The organism is Paenibacillus curdlanolyticus YK9, assembly GCF_000179615.1.
Taxonomy (GTDB): Bacteria; Bacillota; Bacilli; order Paenibacillales; family Paenibacillaceae; genus Paenibacillus_T; species Paenibacillus_T curdlanolyticus.
The window spans coordinates 86,838-103,065 of sequence record NZ_AEDD01000003.1; the positions used below are offsets into that span (position 1 = coordinate 86,838).

Here is a 16,228-nt window from a genome sequence, read left to right on the forward strand (position 1 = left end):
GACAAATTTGTGCAGGCGCCTGCTTATATCCCTTGCTCATGCGCATATCTTGCCAATTGCACGCGATTATCGAGGTGCAGCTTTTGTAGGATGTTTTTCAAATGGTTTTTGACCGTGTTCTCGGAAATGCCAAGCTTTGCCCCGATTTCCTTGTTCGAATCGCCGTAAGCCACGCGCTCTAAAATTTCCTTCTCCCGATCAGTAAGCGGCGTAGCTGCTGTACGGCGATTGGCAGCGTGCTTGTCCGGCTGCGGCGGCGTAATCGCCTTTTCCGCAGTCTGTGTTCCTACTGCAGAGGTTGATCCCGTAAATTCTTGCAGCAGACGCCCGGCAAGTTCCTTGGACATTGGCGTTTCATCGATGGCTACCGCACGCAAATATTCAAGCCACGCGGATGGCATTAAGTTTTTGAGCAAATAGCCCTGTGCGCCTCGCCTGATTGCTTCAAAAAGATCCGTAATGTCATCAGACACCGTAACCATAACAATCTTGGCCGCGGGCGAGCTCGCCTTGATGCGCTGCGTCGCTTCCAAACCGCCGATTCCCGGCATTCGAATATCCATCAGGATAAGATCGGGCTCTAAATATTCAACGAGCGCTACGGCTTCTTCTCCGCTCATCGCTTCTCCGACAATTTCAAACGACGAATCGGCTGACAAAATATCACGCATTCCTTCTCGTCCATGCGGATGATCGTCAACCAACAGCACGCGAATCGATATTTCTTTATTTTTCATGTCCGCCACCTCGTTTGTTGACGATTTCGACCTTCGTTCCCTGATCCTTGCTGCCTGTAATCGTGAATGTCCAGCCCATTCCAACGGCGCGATCACGCATCATGCGTATGCCGAACCTGCCTTTAGCCCAAAAATCAGTCTGCTCGCCGCCACTTCCATTATCTTGGACCACAGCTCGAAACCCGCTGCCAAAAGGCTCGCATTCCACTAATAAGGTGCTGGCGTTCGAATGCTTGCGCACATTCATGACGGACTCGCGCAAAATGGCTAACAGCTCTACCTGCTCCTTGCCCGTAAGCATGCCATCCGACAGCCGCCAGTCTAACGTTGTGTGAATGCCATTAGCATTCGCTTCATCTCCCAATCCCCGAATCGCAGACATCCAAGGCACATCTGTTGTGACAGGGGCCGTCCGCAGGTTGGCAATCGATTGTCGAACATCCTCATAGACATGGCGAACCGTCGCTCTGATCTGCTCTGCAGCAGCTGCTCGATCATCGCTATCTTGTGCCCTTTCGAGCTTATCCAGCTTCACAGACATAAGGAAAAGCGATTGCGATATGCCATCGTGCAGCTCGCGAGCCAACTGCTCCCGTTCTTCGAAAGCAGCCTTCATCGCCTGTCCCTTCTGAAGCTGATTCAGCGTCTCCTCCAGCATACGGAACAGCTTCGTCAACAAGGTGAGCGTAACCAGCAGTACGATAAATGGCGTCAGCACATTGCCAAGCTCCATAGACAGGTAGGGCAGCAGCGCTTGATGCCGCACATACTCCCAAATCCCCGTTGCTACTGTCGGCAGCAGCAGAATCAACCATTTGATTTTTGCATAGGACATTATGGCCCACCTCATTAACGCGCGTATCTCGCAGCCGTTTAGTAATTACGGAATGTCGTAGTTTCAACCAATTCGTTATCTTCCTTATCCATTACGCGAATCTCTGCCGTCCACAGATCAGGATATGGAATGTATGGCCCTTCCGTCCGGTAGGTTGCTTTGACATAGCCATCAAAAGAGTCAAATTCATCATCCTTATACGTTTCCAGCGGTATATCGATCGGGGCATCCGGGTGTTTCTCTGATCGGAACCGCAGCACGACCGACTTCGGCTCGCCTGTCTGCTCCGGCAGCCATATTTTGAGCGTAACCTTGTTATCGCCAGGCTTGTTGGGTGTTACGCGGAGAGACACATGCATCTTCGAGCCCATTTGGTGATAGCTAACAGGTTCATTCGGCGGCAGCGGGCTTACATACGTAAACAATGCCGTAATGATGATGATACAAGCCATCAGAAGGCCATCGGTTTTCAACAGCCCTGGAGCTGGCAGATCTCCACGCCTTACCCTCAATCGCAGAAATACGCCGGCAACGATAACGAGCAGCGCCAATCCTGCTTTGATGGCCAATAAGACGCCCCATGCAGTTAGCCATAAATAGGAAAGCTTCGGTAAGAAAAGCAAGGTCATGCCAACGCCAGTCAACACTAAGGCAGCTAGCGAGAGCACCGCACCGCCCGAGAAGCGCGTAGCGAAACGGCCAGCCTCTTTGCGGTCTTGGAACCAAAGAACGAGAAGCAAGGCTAGTCCGCCTGCCCATATCGCTGCGGCTAGCAAGTGAACGCCATCTAGCGCTACGGTGAGCGCCTTCGGATTATTGACGGCAGCGTGGCCGCTCCAGCTCTCCACTGCAAGCAGCACAAGCACCCAAGCGAAGCGAACATATCGCCCTCCGCGTAAAATCATAAAGCCGATCAAGGAGAGGACGACTGCAGCCAGCCATATCATCCCTACCCCTGTGCGGGTAAACAGCCGCGCCCACTCATCGAGAGGCTGTCCCTCCATCACCTCGCGCGCGTGGAAGAAGACATAAAGGATCGAAGCGAATAATAAAGCTCGCATGGAAAGCAGCGACCATTTTTGAACAATAGGCTGGGCCTCTGCTCGATCGAATCGTATCATTGCCGACCATAGCACGATACCAGTCGCTAATAGCAGAGCGCCATAATAAAATACGCGTACCGCATACAATACGAATTCAGCCGGCGACAATTGGGCCGCGGTCGCCTCATGTCCGGCATGTCCAGTTTGGGCATGGAGATCGAAGGTCGAAGCATCCTTCGCCTCGGGCGGATTGCCGACGATAAACACGTAAGAACCATTCACCGGATGGCCATCCTCGGAAATGATACGGTAGGTAACCGTATACACGCCTTCCTTAAGCTTAGGCAACGCGACCGTTGCTTGCGTATGGTCTGCATTGGTTTGAATCGTCGCATTCGGATCAATGGGCCGCGATTGCGAGTCGAGCACTTCAATCGCTCCAACGCTCGTTTCTATCGCTTCATTGAACGTAAGTTGAACAGAAGGAGGACTGGCTGCAAGCTGCTCGCCAGCCTCCGGAATCGTTTCTAGCAATTGGGCGTGTGCGTCCGCAATCGGGGACAACCACAGCAGCAAGGATAGGAGAAGCATTAAACTAAGCGTAAAGCGTTTCATAATCAAAATCGGCACATCCTTTCGCGTGTCAAAAAAGCGCGTCCAGCCTTAGTTTACAAAATTATGACGTTACATTCCGCCTATAATTTGAACATTATCAGAACGTTCATGAAACAAGCAAGCTGTTCGCACGCGAATTAAGCAAGGGATGACCGATTGATTTTGGCTGCATAAAAATCAGGCCAGAACGCTGCAGCGATAGGCGGAAAATCGCGGTCGTTTGCCCATACGTAAACCCAGCCCGAACGGTCGGGGTAATCCAGGTCACGGACCCAAACGCGATCGTAATCGTTTTCCTCTTCATAGCCAATGAAATCTTCGAGCACATCCATTGCAGCCAACCCATTCCGATCGACCGTTATCCACTGTCCGATGACATACGACGATTCTCGCTTCGCTATCGCATCTCTAACGAGTGCTGGATAGGGGCCAAAATCAACAAGCCGTCCTGCAATTCGTCCCTCCTCCGTATGCAGCACATAGGAATCGACGACATGCCGGTTATGCTGCGCCGGAAGCAGCGATCCGTATATGAACACTCTGATTGTGCGGCTGTTCATTTCCATGCTTGAGCACTCCCTTCAAATCTTCTCGTTATTGCGGCGCTTGCACACGGACCATTTCCGCTTCAAGGCCATTCCGAATCGCTGCCGCCCATTGTGCGGCATGCGGGCCATCGCCATGCAAACAGATCGTTTGTGCCATAATTGCCGCCTCACGCCCGCCAGCTGTGAGCACCGTTCCGTGCTTCACCATCTGAATCGCTTGCTGCAAGGCAGCCTCTGTGCTATCCAGCACCGCATTCGGCTGCGAGCGTGGGGTCAGGCTGCCGTCCGCTTGATACGTTCGGTCGGCAAAAACCTCCGAAACTGTACGCAAGCCATGCGACTTTGCAATGTCCAGCAGAATGCTTCCAGACTGAGCGTACAGCATCATATGTGGATCTAGGTCGCGCACAGCACGTGCGATCGCGTGAGCAATCTCTGCCTGATTATTGGCCATATGATAAAGCGCGCCATGCGGCTTCACGTGCCGAAGCTGTCCACCGGCAGTCCGAACGAATGCTTTAAGCGCTCCAACCTGATAAAGCACAAAATCGTAAGCTTCCTGCGGCGTGATTGCCATTTCCCTTCTCCCGAAGCCTAATCGATCAGGCAGTCCCGGATGAGCCCCGATTGCGACCCCTGCCTGTATACAGCTGTTCACCGCTGCACGCATCGTATGCGGATCGCCGGCATGGAAGCCGCAAGCAATATTGACGCTCGTTACATAGGGAAGCAGAGCGTCATCCTGACCAAAGGCGTAGGCGCCAAAGCCTTCACCGAAGTCGGCGTTCAAATCGACGGATCGTTGTGACATGTTCGTACCTTCCTTTACTAGACGTTATTTCCTTAAGGGCAGCCCAGCGAAATAGCTGCTGCCAAAGCGCGAAGCTCCGCTTCGCGCTTGCGAAGAAGGCGCTGCGCCTCTTGCAGGTCTATTAGGCGGAAGCGAATATCGTCGCCAGGCTTGGCCTGCGCAAGCAGCGGAAGATCAATGGAAGCGACATGCGCAAGCTTCGGATAGCCGCCTGTCGTTTGGCAATCGGCTCCAAGCATGATCGGCATGCCGCCGTCGGGCACTTGAATGACGCCAGGCACAATGCCGTGCGATGGCAGCTCGAATCGTTCCATTCTTGGAAGCGGCGAGCCTTCGAGCCGTATGCCCATTCGATCGGAAGCGGCCGAGACGCGGTAACGTTCGCTGAGAAAGGCAATGCGGGCAGCTTCTGTGAACTGCCCGTATTCGCTGCCCGGCATCACGCGCAGCTCGATGCCGTCAGGCCCTGCACCGCCATAGGCTTGCGGCGGTGCATACCAGGCCGCCCCAGTTGATGGGCGGCCCGTACATGAAGCTGCGGCGCGTGGCTGTGCCAGCGCCGCAAGCCATGCGGTCGCCCACGCGGAGGGGGCGCCCGCCCCTGCGGCGGAGCCGCAGGGCACGGCATCGCCGGCGCGCAGCGGCCGACCGGCGATGCCGCCGATGGCGGCGCGCGCGTCAGTGCTGCGGCTGCCGAGCGCCGGCGGCGTGCCGATGCCGCCGGTGACCGCCACGTAGGCGCGGCAGCCAAGGCGCGCCGCGCCGAACGTCAGCGTCGCGCCTGCCGGCACGCGCACAGGGCGCCACATCGCAAGCTCGCGGCCGTCCAACCGCGGCGCCATATCGGCGCCGGTGACGGCGACCAGAAGCTCGGTCGCCGCGGTCATGGTCGGCCCTAGAAGCGTCAGCTCCAAGCCTGCTGCTGACTCCTCGTTGCCGACAAGCAAATTCGCTACGCGCATGGCATACGGGTCCATTGCGCCGCCGCCGGATAAGCCAGCGGAGCGGTGCCCTTCACGCCCCAAATCCTGAACCGTCGTATATAGTCCAGGCTTCACAATATGTAGACTCATGCTTCAACCCCTTCCCGCGCCAGCTCGCGGAAGCGTGCCTCATCAATCGGCACGAATCGCACGCGATCGCCAGCGCGCAGCAGCGCCGGCTGTTCCCGGCCGGCATCGAACAGCCGCAGCGGCGTTCGGCCGATCAACTGCCACCCGCCTGGCACCGCCAGCGGGTAAATGCCCGTTTGCCCGCCGCCAATGCCGACCGAGCCCGCGGGTACCCGCGACCTTGGACTGCTGCGGCGCGGCTGAGCAAGCCCCTCCGGCATCCCTGTCATGTACGGGAAGCCGGGCACAAAACCGACGAGCGCAACCGTATAAATCGCTTCGGCATGCGCTCGAATGAAAGCCTCCGCGCGCAATCCGCTTCGCGCGGCCGCCTCCAGCAGATCCGGTCCCATGCTGCCGCCATAGCAGACCGGAATGTCCATTTGGCGAGCGACAGTCTGCTCCGCAGCCGCCACGTTCGCCAGCAGTCGCTGTATCTCGCGAACGAGCAGCGCATAGGGCTCGCAATCCTTTGGCCTTCCTAAAGCGACTACGATCGGATCATACAAGACCGTCACCGTCGTGTATGCCGGAATGATGTCAATGATTCCTCGAATGCGGCTCTCCCGCAGCGCATCCGCCCCGGCGGCCATCATTGCCCAATCGCCAGCTTTCTCCGGTTCCTCCCGCTCCGCGACAAGCGCCCGATCACCGAGCGGATAGATTTTCCACGTCATTGCAAGCTCCTCTTTTCTACGTCTTTCCCGACGATTCAACATCCTGTTTTCCTCTGCTATAATGAAGTTTGGCTCAAATGAAACGTTCTGTCTAGACGCGTTTCCCACTATTCGGTTTCTCAAGAAGCTTCTTCACGAATCTTTTTGCTTGAGCCTCTCGTTGAATGAAGCAGGAGGGATTACATGCTAACCGCCAATCGACTTGGCAAACGATATAGATCCGGCTGGGCGCTTCACCCGATTTCCGTTTCCTTCGGGCCTGGCATGCATGGGCTGTTAGGACCCAATGGCGCCGGCAAATCTACGCTGCTCCGCATGCTGGCAGGCTTGCTAGCGCCAACTACAGGCGACGCCGAGCTTCATGGCTTGTCCGTCAGGCACCCCTTTCGTTCACGGCAGCATATCGGGTTCGTTCCCCAAACGTTTCGCATGCACGGTCAGCTTACCGGCCTCGAAATCGTTAAGCATTCGGTTATGATGCGCGGCGCTGCCGCGCGAGAAGCCGCTGCTGCCGCAGAGGCCGCCCTATCGGCGGTCGGCCTCGCCGAACAGATGAGCTGGGCAGTGCGCAGCTGCTCGTCCGGCATGATCAAACGGCTCGGAATCGCACAAGCGATCGCTTGCGATCCCGATGTACTGATCGTCGACGAGCCGACCGCCGGGCTCGACCCGGAGGAACGGGTGCGGCTGCGCAGCGTGTTAGCCGAGCTGTCGCAGACGAAAGCCGTCATTCTCTCGACGCATGTCCTGAGCGATGTAGGCATTTGCCGAGATATTCATGTGCTCTGCGAGGGCAGGCTGCTGTACAGCGGCGGCAAGGAGGAGCTTGCCGCTCACGCCAAAGGGCAGGTTTGGCGCTGGGAAACTTCGGAATCGGAATGGCGGCGGCAGCCCGCCAGCGGCATCGTCGCAGCCAGACGCACCTTCGAAGGGCTCGAATGCCGGGCATTATCGATGACGATGCCTCATCCGTATGCCTCCGAAACAGAGCCCTCTATGGAGGAAGGCTACTTGGCTTTAATCAGCTCAAGTAAGCTGCGGCAATGAGTACCGGCAGCCTTCGCTCCTACAGCTTAGCCCGCGTCCTGCTCCTTCATTTGCGCTCGGCTTTGCTTCATGTTCTGCTGGAATGCAAGCTGCTCTTCCGCTTGCGCTGGCCGATGCTTCTGCCAATAGGGGCAGGCATCTGGGTGTTCATGTCGCTCACGATCCCTGCCGGCGCCGACATTCCGCCCAGCTTCTATGCCAATGCTGCCGAAGAGCATGCTGTCGTCCAGTCCTTGACAGCCGTCTTGCCTGCTCTGCTCGGGGTGCTGCTTATGCGTCGCGACCTGCTCAGCGGCAACTTCGACTGGTCATTCGGTTCGCCGCTGCCTAATGCGCTGCTTGTTGCCGCCAAGTTTACGGCCGGCATCCTATATATGTGCCTATTTATCGGCTTCATCTTTGCCGGAGACGCAATAGCCGCTGCCCGCTTCGGGCTACCAGGCGATGCTATAGCCTATGAGCTCGGGTGGCTACTGCTGCACTACGGCATGACCTATAGCATTACGCTGGCGCTCGGAATGGCCATTGGCGCTTTAATGCCGTCCCGCTTCGCGCTGCCTGTCGCCTTTCTGGGCTGGGTATTCGGCGCATTCTTCCTGCAAATCTATGCATTGCCCGAAACCAATTGGTATATGCTGAAAGCATTCATGCTCTCGCATCTCCTAACCGATAGCTCCACCTTCGGCAATGACGGCTGGACGCCTGCCTTGTATGGGCGGGAATATGCCCTGCTTGCGCTGTTCGTAGCGGCTTTCGGATTGTTTTTGCTTACACTCGCTACTTCAGCCGTCCGCCGTATACGCCCGAGCATGCACAACCGCCATCCAGCTCCAGCAGCTGCCGCTGCATTGCTGCTCTCGATCGTCGCGGCGCTCCCATACGCTTATTTCTGGATGGAACGGCTGGAGCGCGTCGACCTTATTCGAAGCTCCGCTCCGTCGTATGTGGCGATAACGCCGCATGAGCCCTATCAATTCCAGCTATCGTCCGTCTCGATCATTGCAGAGCGGCTGCCAGCAGATGGCTTGCGGGGGAACGTGACGGTTACCGTCCCGCTTCACAACGGAGAACCCTTACCCGCATCATCAGATGTAGCAAAGGTGGCTTCGATTCAACCGCATCGACTGGCCTTCCTGCTCCATCCCGCTATGCAAATCCAATCGATTGCGTGGGACGGACATCCCGCGGATTGGGATCGCAGCGGCGAGCGCGTATTCGTAACCATTCCGCCGTCAGCTGCGAATGCAGCCGCTGGGAAGATTGCCTTTCGCTATGAAGGAAAGCTTATGGATTGGGCTAGAACGAACAATTCGGAGGGCTACTGGAGCTTCATCCACGACAGCTCGGTCTATTTGCCGGGAACTGTTGGCTGGTATCCGCTGCCGGGAGGGGACAGCTTATTTTATCAAGGCAGCAAGGCGCGCGGAGGGCCGGGAAATTACGTCAATCGGACCGATGTGACCGCGAATCTCTTCACGGACTTCGACGTCACGATGAAAGGCTTTAACGAGCCGCTATTTGCGACCCTGCCCAAGCTGTCTCCTGTCCATACGGAAGCCTCTGGCACATCAGCTTCCTCCGCCAACGTGCAGCGGTTCAAAGGCTCGCGTGCGCAATCGGTCGATATCATCGCCGGGCGCTTCAAGGCGATTCAACACGGCAGCGAGGCTACTGCGATTGTAACCACGAGCGGCGATGCCAAACGCAGCGAATTGCTGCTGTCCGAGCTCGAGCAGCTCGAGCGTTATTATGCTGGCTGGCTACCGAATCTTCAGCCCGTGCGGCAGCTATGGACTGCGCCCATTTTCACCGCAATGCCCGTAGGCGAAGGCATGAGCGATATGCTGAAAAACGATACGCTCCTGCTCTCCGGCTCCGTAACCGGCATGTATGGATCGGATTTGCGGCTTGCTGCCAATGTACTTTTATTTGGCGATCTGGATACGAATGCAACCGATTGGACGCTTCTCGATGCAGCGGAATCGCAGCAAAGCTCGATTGTCTACGACCTGCGAAATGCGATTCGCTATATGCATGATGCCGAACAGCCGCATGCACGGCCGATCAGCCTGCTGTCTGATTCTCGGCATTGGCTCTTAATTAAAACACAAATCGACCATGCGCTTGAAGCCGGCCGAGCCGAACAGGTGAAGCAAGTGCTGAGCCAATTATGGTCACGTGGATTGAAAATTCCGAGCGACAACCTAACATTAACGATGGAGGACTGGAACATGGCTTGGAACGAGGAGATGAACCGATGACGGACGACGAGTTAGTTCAAGGGATGGCGCGAGGCGAACAAGCCTGCTTCGAAGCTTTCGTCCAACGGCATCATGCGCCGCTGTCCGGTTACTTGCAGCGCCAGCTGCGAGATGCCCAGAAGGCGGAAGACTTCGTGCAGGAAACCTTTTTGCGCTTCTTAAGACAGCTCAAGGAGCGCTCCATTCCCGATAATGCGCAGGCTTGGCTATACCGAGTTGCTCTTAATCTATGCCGCGACTATTGGAAGAGCGCACAGTACCATACCGATAATCGCCTGATGGCCGAGATGCCGGAACAGCGGGACATGCAAACTTCCGTTGTCGAGCTCGCCGAACGGCAAGAGACAAGACAAGAAATCATTCGCTCGCTCGACGAGCTCCCAGATGTGCAGAAGCAGGTCGTCATGCTTCGTTTTTTCCAAGACCTGAAGCTGCAAGACATTGCGGAGGCGCTCCAACTGCCGCTCGGCTCGGTCAAAACGCATTTGTACAAGGGGCTCCGCAAGCTGAAGGACCGGCTAAAGCCAGACAAAGAAGAAACCCATACATCGAGGGGAGGAAAACAGCATGAGCATGCCAAACGATGATGAACTAAAACAGCTTGAACGCGATATGAATGATGCGCTGGCACCTTACACGGTGAAGCCAGTGACGTCATCCGACACTGCTCGCCTGCTGCTTTCGCTGCAACCTGCGTTTAATGACGTCATGCATATCTCGCAACCCGAAGTCGAACAGCCAGCCGTTTCATCCCGCAAACAAACCGTTTCCCTTGGCCGGCTAATGAGAAGCCAGATCATCGCGTATTCCCGCGCTTATTGGGCTGCGAGCGCCGCTTTGTTCGTCATGCTCCTGTTCATGGTCGATCGGCTTGGCTTGGCAGCTGCCGACCGCGCTGTAGGATGGTTTACGATCCTTATGCCCGCTGCGCTGCTCGGAGGGATGCTGTACAGCTTCCGGACTTGGAACCGCGAAATGCGAATGATCGAAAGCATCTCGCCTTACCCGCCAGCCTTGCTGCTGCTTACCCGTTCGCTGATCGTCACCTTGCTGAATGTCATTCTCGGTCTCGCCGCTACCCTCTACATGGAGTGGACAGACCATCGGTTTAACTCGCTAGCCTTTCTTACAGGCTGGCTGTCCCTCTACCTGTTGATCAGCGGCGTGGTCGCCAATGTCATGCTGCGCAAAGGATTAAAGCCTGCGCTCGCTTGGGGGCTTGTGCTCTGGTTTATTTGGAACTACGGCCTCGGTTTCGCCGACTTCGAGCTGTATCGCATCTGGGAGGATAAGCTCCAGCTCATTGCGATGGCTGCAGGCCTCGCGCTGCTCGCCATGGCGTATCGACGCAGCCTTGGCATCCGCGAGATCAAATAATTTTTATGCAAAAGGAGGCGCAGCCCTATGCTGCTCGAACTGCATCAGATCGAATGGCAGAGAAATGGCAAAACGCCGTTTCGCCTAAGCATTCCGCGGCTGACGTTCCGCCCGGGCATTACGCTACTGGTCGGGCGCAATGGCGCAGGCAAGACCTCGCTTCTCCAGCTGCTCGCAACGGCGGAGCTGCCGCTCAGCGGAACGATCAGCTATGATGGCTGGACCACTTCCCGCCATCTTCCGGAAATTCGCTCCCAGATCGGCTTCGTGCCTACTGGCGTTGAGCTGTACGAGCAGCTGACAGTAGCCAAGCTGCTCCGCTACATGGAGCAGCTCAAAGGGTTCAGCGGCTCGGTCGAAGCTGGGCGCGTGCTCGATGCTTTCCAACTGGAGCCTTACCGCTCCCGCAAAATCAAAACGCTTGCGCACGGCATCCGTCAACGGATCGCTCTTGCGCAAGCGTGGATTGGCAACCCTTCCTATATGATGCTCGATGAGCCGCTCAATGCGATGGATGCAATCGAACGGCTCCGGTTCATCCGCTATCTCGCCGCTTATGCGCGAGACCGCGTCGTCATCGTCTCTACGCACGAGCTGAACGAATGGGAAGGCTGGGCCCAGCGTATCGTATGGATGGATGAGGGGCGGACAAGGTTCGACAGCTCTGCGGCTGATTGGGTAGCCAGCCTCCCCCTTCGCGTATGGGAAGGCGCTGCGGATGCAGCAGCCTACCGCGAGCTGACCCCCTCCAGCATCATCGACGTTAAGCCTTCCTCTGACGACGGCTTTGTCGTTCGGGTGATGGCTGCCAAGCCGCCTTCAGCCTGCTTTGAAGAGCAGCTGCCAACGCTGGAGGATGCCTATTTCATCCGCCGCCGTTCTTCCTAGGAACGGCAATAGCGGGTGATGACGTCTACCATCAAATCGTTCAGCGCACGCACCTCGTATTCCCCTACAGCCGGCTTCAAATGATCGCCGCCTACCCCGCTATGGTCTGTCAGGAACACATACGTCCCGCCCGTCGAAACCGCTATATAACGCATCAAATGCTCCGTTGCAATATCGACGCCGCTCGATGCGATCGGAATAATGCGAATGCCCTGCTCAGCCGCTTTCGCTGTCAGCTTTTGCAGCTTCTTCATAATCTGTGGCTCATGATGCGGAGGCGCATCCAGGACGACAAACATCAGCCGCGCGAGCGCTTCCTTGCTCCACTCGTGCTCCTCAATGGCGTTGCTGAGCGCCAATTCCACCGCCTCAGGGAAATCGCCGCCGCCGAATGCCTCTTGATCCGCGATCTGATCGACCGCTTTATCGACATCCCGCGTGAATGGGAATGGCCGCACAACGTAATCATCATGCTCATCCCGATAAAAGTTCGAGCTGACGCGAATATCAAGCTGCCCGTTATTTTGCTCGGAAACACGCGTCACAACATCCTTCAGCTCCGCTTCCAAATAACGCAGTTCATCCGACATCGATCCGGTCGTATCGACCACGAGCATCAAATCTACGAGCGAGGAAGGCCTCATCGCATCGTCGAAGCTTACCTCCATCGAACGCCCTTGCTTGAGCTCTACGTTCTCGAACTGCTTCTTTTGCTGACCAGCGGTGACGCTCAAGGTATATTTGCGGTCTCCGCCCTGCTCAACGAAAAGGGTCGGGAACACATACGCGACGCCAGCTGCATTCGTCCGTGCGGCCCACGCCTGCTGCCCATCCTTGCTGGTCAGCACAACGGCTGCATCCGCGACCGGGCTGCCGCCCGCCTTCACCTTCACTTCCAGCCTGCGAAAATCATAAAACTGCCAATAGGGGCGATTTTCTCGCCCTTCATTGGAAGCCATCAGCTTATTCCATGTGCTCCATTTGGCATTATCATCCCATTCGCCTGCCGTTAGCGTCCCGGCATCCGGCAGGTTGCCCTGCTGTCCGCTCGTCGATGCGCCGGAAGACGTTGGCTCCTCGCTCCGGTCAGCAGCCGATTCCCCTGAATCCGGAACCGCCTCGCCACGGTCAGCAGCTTTTTGCTCTGTAGAAGCCTTGGCTGGCTCCGTTGTCGTCGCCTCAGATGATGTGCTGTTATCTGACTTGTCGTCCGGCGCCGAAGAGGAGCAAGCCTGCATCAGCAAGACGAACGCCATCAGCAAAACGAACAACCATCTTCGTTTGATCCTTTCCATCATTTAAGACAACCCCCTATATTTGGTCTACATCCGTTAGACGCATCGCCAATCGCATATGTTGCAAAAATAGGAATGGGCTTATACAATCGAATAAACAACGGAGAGGGGCATGCGAAGTCGGATGGAAACGATTGAAATTCAACAAATAACGCTCGCTGATCCTAACGCGGCAGAGACAATAGAGCTTGCCTTAACGAAAGCTGAGCTTGTGCTCGTCACGGAGTATGGCTCCAAGCTGTGGTATATCGACGTAACGGGAGCCGGACCTGCTTCCTTGCTTGATCACTATTACAGCTCCGAGCACATCCTGGTGTCGGTAACGGCTGTTGCTGCCGATGGCCGCTCGTTCCAAGGGAAAGCTTATTTCCATGCGAATGTCCTGAAGCAAGCCTGCGTGCTTCGCGGTGACGACGAGCTTATTGCGCTGCAAGGCTAGGCCATTCCACGATCAAACCGAAAAGGACACCTCCGCCCTTCCACCGAGAAAGCTCGGTCGTGAGGCAGGAGGTGTCCTTCTTTGTATTGCGATATGCTTTATTTGCTGTGTGCGATTTCTGGTGTCGTCAGTCGATCATAGAAGTCGACTACTTTATCACGATTGTCGCTGCTGTCGCGTTGTGCCATAGCCGAACGCGGATGCTCGTCCAGCATGCCCGTTACCATGTACTCCATGATGTAGCCCCACTCTTCTTTCTCGCGAAGCGGCAGCATGTATTTCTCGATCATGTCGAGCACAGGACGTACGTTGTACTTCGCGTTAGGCAGGTGCGCGACGAGAAGCTCCGTGTTGCAGTTGCCTGCTGCACGGCCCATGCCGTAAACGGAAGCGTCGAGCAGCTCTACGCCTTTCTCCGCTGCAATAATCGTGTTCGCGAATGCAAGCTGCAAATTGTTGTGCGTATGCGAGCCCAGACGTTTGTTTGGCAGATGCTCCTTAAACTTGTCAACGAGGTATGCCATGTCGTTAGGCTTCAAGCTGCCGTACGAGTCAACGATGTAAACAACGTCAACTACGCTCTCGCGGATCAGCTCGAACGCTTCGATCAGCTGGTTCTCCATAACGTTGGAGAGCGCCATGATGTTCAGCGTCGTCTCATAGCCGCGGTCATGGAACACTTTAACAAGCTCAAGCGCTTTGTCCACGTCTTGAATGTAGCAAGCAACGCGAATCAGATCGAGCAGGCTCTCGCTGCGCGGCAAAATATCGTTCTCGTCTACGCGGCCGATATCAACAAGCGCGGACAGCTTCGTATGGCCTTTGTTCGGAATGACCTTCCGAAGGAAATCATCATTCAGGAAACGCCAAGGGCCAGCGCTTTCGGCGCCCTTGAGCAGTTTAGGCGAGTTTTTGTAACCAATCTCCATGTAGTCAACGCCAGCTTCATTCAGGCTATTGTACAAGTGCTGAACGAACTCAATGCTGAAGTCCCAGTTATTAACGAGTCCGCCGTCACGGATCGTGCAGTCGACGATTTTGCAGTGGCTAGTTTTAGAAGTCATACGATTGTTACTCCTTATCGTTGAACATGAGTTCTTTTTTTATCATCATACTTGAAATAAGTGCGGAACGCAAAGCATAAATCGACTCGTTTAGACTTCTGTAATGACAGATTTTGCAATTCGGCCGCTAACGAAGATCGTGAATAACAGGGCAAGCACGCTAAAGGCAAGCCCATAAATAAACATATGACGGTAGCCGACAAGGATGTCCGTTGCGCCCGAGAGCATCGATCCCATAATCGTTACGCCGACTGCTGTCCCGATATTGCGCGAAAACATTTGCAGCGAGGCCGAAATTCCTTTTTCCGTCGACCCTACAAGCTGCTGTGATCCGATCACGGAAACCGTGGACAGCATGCCGAAGGCTAAACCGAACAGAATGGAGCCGAGAAAAACAAACCAGAAGCCCGTCGCGTCAGATAGCAGCAAAAACCACACGCCTGATCCGACGAGAATGGCATTGCCCGCCAGAATTAGCTTACGGTAGCCGAAGCGCCCAATCCACTTGCCCGCGGGGACGCTGCAAATCATCCAACCAAATGACATGCCCAGCATCGCTACGCCGCTCAGGAAGAGCGAATAGCCTTGATGCTGCAAAAACATCGGCAAGTAGCTTGAGGCGCCGAACAATGCCCCGTAGGTCAACAAGGAGTTCAGGTTCATCCATGCTACCTGCTTGTTGCGGAACAAGGAGAATGGAATAAGTGGCGAGGCCTGCCGCTTCTCATACATGTAGAACAGGACGAGCAGGATCAGCCCTCCGCCTAAGTACAGCCACCAGCCGGACGCCACGACGGTTGGCAGCAGCAGTAAACCTATCGCAGCAGTAAAAATGATTGCCCCGCCATAATCGATCTTCGCACGCTTGGGCTCGTATTGCTCTTGATAAGGCAGCAGCAGCAGCAGCGATAATAAGCAAATCGGCAAATTCACATAAAATACCCATCGCCAGCTAGAGTATTCGACGAATACAGAGCCAAGCAGCGGCGCTATGACCGCCGATAGCCCCCACATCGCGGTGAACATCGCCTGGATCGATCCCCGCTTCTCTACAGGAAACAAATCGCCTGCGATAATGATCGGAAACGGATTCATGATCCCCGCGCCTATTCCCTGAACCGCACGGAATACGACGAGCAGCAGCATCGTATCCGCGCTGCCGCACAGCATAGAACCAAGCAGGAACAAGACGATGCCTGCCGCAAACACTTTTTTGCGTCCGAACAAGTCAGACAGCCGTCCCGCTACAGGAGCCAGAACCGTCGATAAAATCATGTAGCTCGCGAACGTCCATGCATAAAGCTCGATCCCGCCAAGCTCCTCCGCAATAACGGGCATCGTCGTGTTGACGATCGTGCTGTCCATCGAAGCCACCAGCATGGCCATCACTATACTGGCTAATACACTATATTTCCCTTTCATTCGAACCTCCATCATAACAAAGGGACTATCCGCAGCCTACACGCTGCAGACAATCCC

Annotated in this window: 16 protein-coding genes; 6 read left to right on the forward strand and 10 right to left on the reverse strand. The window is 55.7% G+C overall.

The window, feature by feature from the left end:
• Positions 1-23: 23 nt before the first annotated feature.
• The 7 genes from PAECUDRAFT_RS06170 to pxpB form a co-directional block, all read right to left on the reverse strand.
• Positions 24-737 (reverse strand): response regulator, encoded by a 714-nt coding sequence (locus PAECUDRAFT_RS06170; RefSeq protein ID WP_006037264.1) that lies wholly within the window; start codon positions 735-737, stop codon positions 24-26.
• Positions 727-1,572, reverse strand: a complete 846-nt coding sequence (locus PAECUDRAFT_RS06175; RefSeq protein WP_006037265.1) for a sensor histidine kinase — start codon at positions 1,570-1,572, stop codon at positions 727-729. The genes PAECUDRAFT_RS06170 and PAECUDRAFT_RS06175 overlap by 11 nt, the downstream gene beginning before the upstream one ends.
• A 38-nt stretch (positions 1,573-1,610) precedes the next feature.
• The gene (locus PAECUDRAFT_RS06180) at positions 1,611-3,230 is read right to left on the reverse strand and encodes a copper resistance CopC/CopD family protein (protein WP_040711844.1); all 1,620 of its coding nucleotides are present in this window, start codon (positions 3,228-3,230) and stop codon (positions 1,611-1,613) included.
• Between the two features lie 137 nt (positions 3,231-3,367).
• Complete coding sequence (locus PAECUDRAFT_RS06185) at positions 3,368-3,796, reverse strand: gamma-glutamylcyclotransferase family protein (RefSeq protein WP_006037267.1); 429 nt, start codon at positions 3,794-3,796, stop codon at positions 3,368-3,370.
• Between the two features lie 28 nt (positions 3,797-3,824).
• Positions 3,825-4,589, reverse strand: a complete 765-nt coding sequence (locus PAECUDRAFT_RS06190; protein WP_006037268.1) for a 5-oxoprolinase subunit PxpA — start codon at positions 4,587-4,589, stop codon at positions 3,825-3,827.
• Between the two features lie 32 nt (positions 4,590-4,621).
• A complete protein-coding gene (locus tag PAECUDRAFT_RS06195; RefSeq protein WP_006037269.1) occupies positions 4,622-5,662 on the reverse strand; it encodes a 5-oxoprolinase subunit C family protein in 1,041 nt (346 codons plus the stop codon).
• A complete protein-coding gene (pxpB, locus tag PAECUDRAFT_RS06200; protein WP_006037270.1) occupies positions 5,659-6,378 on the reverse strand; it encodes a 5-oxoprolinase subunit PxpB in 720 nt (239 codons plus the stop codon). Before pxpB ends, PAECUDRAFT_RS06195 begins: the two co-directional genes overlap by 4 nt.
• A gap of 183 nt (positions 6,379-6,561) precedes the next feature.
• On the opposite strand from pxpB, the gene PAECUDRAFT_RS06205 reads away from it, so the two are divergent.
• The 5 genes from PAECUDRAFT_RS06205 to PAECUDRAFT_RS06225 are packed head-to-tail and all read left to right on the forward strand — an operon-like array spanning position 6,562 to position 11,951.
• Positions 6,562-7,425: an ATP-binding cassette domain-containing protein gene (locus PAECUDRAFT_RS06205; RefSeq protein WP_006037271.1), complete on the forward strand. Its 864-nt coding sequence runs from the start codon at positions 6,562-6,564 to the stop codon at positions 7,423-7,425.
• Positions 7,422-9,686 (forward strand): V-type ATP synthase subunit I domain-containing protein, encoded by a 2,265-nt coding sequence (locus tag PAECUDRAFT_RS06210; protein WP_006037272.1) that lies wholly within the window; start codon positions 7,422-7,424, stop codon positions 9,684-9,686. Before PAECUDRAFT_RS06205 ends, PAECUDRAFT_RS06210 begins: the two co-directional genes overlap by 4 nt.
• Entirely contained in the window at positions 9,683-10,273 is a 591-nt protein-coding gene (locus PAECUDRAFT_RS06215; protein ID WP_006037273.1) for an RNA polymerase sigma factor, read from the forward strand. Before PAECUDRAFT_RS06210 ends, PAECUDRAFT_RS06215 begins: the two co-directional genes overlap by 4 nt.
• On the forward strand, positions 10,254-11,063 hold the full coding sequence (locus tag PAECUDRAFT_RS06220) for a hypothetical protein (protein ID WP_006037274.1): 810 nt from the start codon (positions 10,254-10,256) through the stop codon (positions 11,061-11,063). Before PAECUDRAFT_RS06215 ends, PAECUDRAFT_RS06220 begins: the two co-directional genes overlap by 20 nt.
• Before the next feature lie 27 nt (positions 11,064-11,090).
• A complete protein-coding gene (locus PAECUDRAFT_RS06225; protein WP_006037275.1) occupies positions 11,091-11,951 on the forward strand; it encodes an ATP-binding cassette domain-containing protein in 861 nt (286 codons plus the stop codon).
• Here the strand turns inward: PAECUDRAFT_RS06225 and PAECUDRAFT_RS06230 are convergent.
• Positions 11,948-13,249 carry a VWA domain-containing protein gene (locus tag PAECUDRAFT_RS06230; protein ID WP_006037276.1) on the reverse strand — a complete coding sequence of 434 codons (1,302 nt, stop codon included), beginning with the start codon at positions 13,247-13,249 and terminating at the stop codon, positions 11,948-11,950. The two genes, PAECUDRAFT_RS06225 and PAECUDRAFT_RS06230, sit on opposite strands and share 4 nt — an antisense overlap.
• A 121-nt stretch (positions 13,250-13,370) precedes the next feature.
• Between PAECUDRAFT_RS06230 and PAECUDRAFT_RS06235 the strand changes: the two genes are divergently transcribed.
• The gene (locus tag PAECUDRAFT_RS06235) at positions 13,371-13,685 is read left to right on the forward strand and encodes a hypothetical protein (RefSeq protein ID WP_040711776.1); all 315 of its coding nucleotides are present in this window, start codon (positions 13,371-13,373) and stop codon (positions 13,683-13,685) included.
• Between the two features lie 98 nt (positions 13,686-13,783).
• Here the strand turns inward: PAECUDRAFT_RS06235 and PAECUDRAFT_RS06240 are convergent, their stop codons facing one another.
• On the reverse strand, positions 13,784-14,749 hold the full coding sequence (locus PAECUDRAFT_RS06240) for an aldolase catalytic domain-containing protein (protein ID WP_006037278.1): 966 nt from the start codon (positions 14,747-14,749) through the stop codon (positions 13,784-13,786).
• Between the two features lie 90 nt (positions 14,750-14,839).
• Positions 14,840-16,171 (reverse strand): MFS transporter, encoded by a 1,332-nt coding sequence (locus PAECUDRAFT_RS06245; RefSeq protein ID WP_006037279.1) that lies wholly within the window; start codon positions 16,169-16,171, stop codon positions 14,840-14,842.
• Positions 16,172-16,228 lie beyond the last annotated feature (57 nt).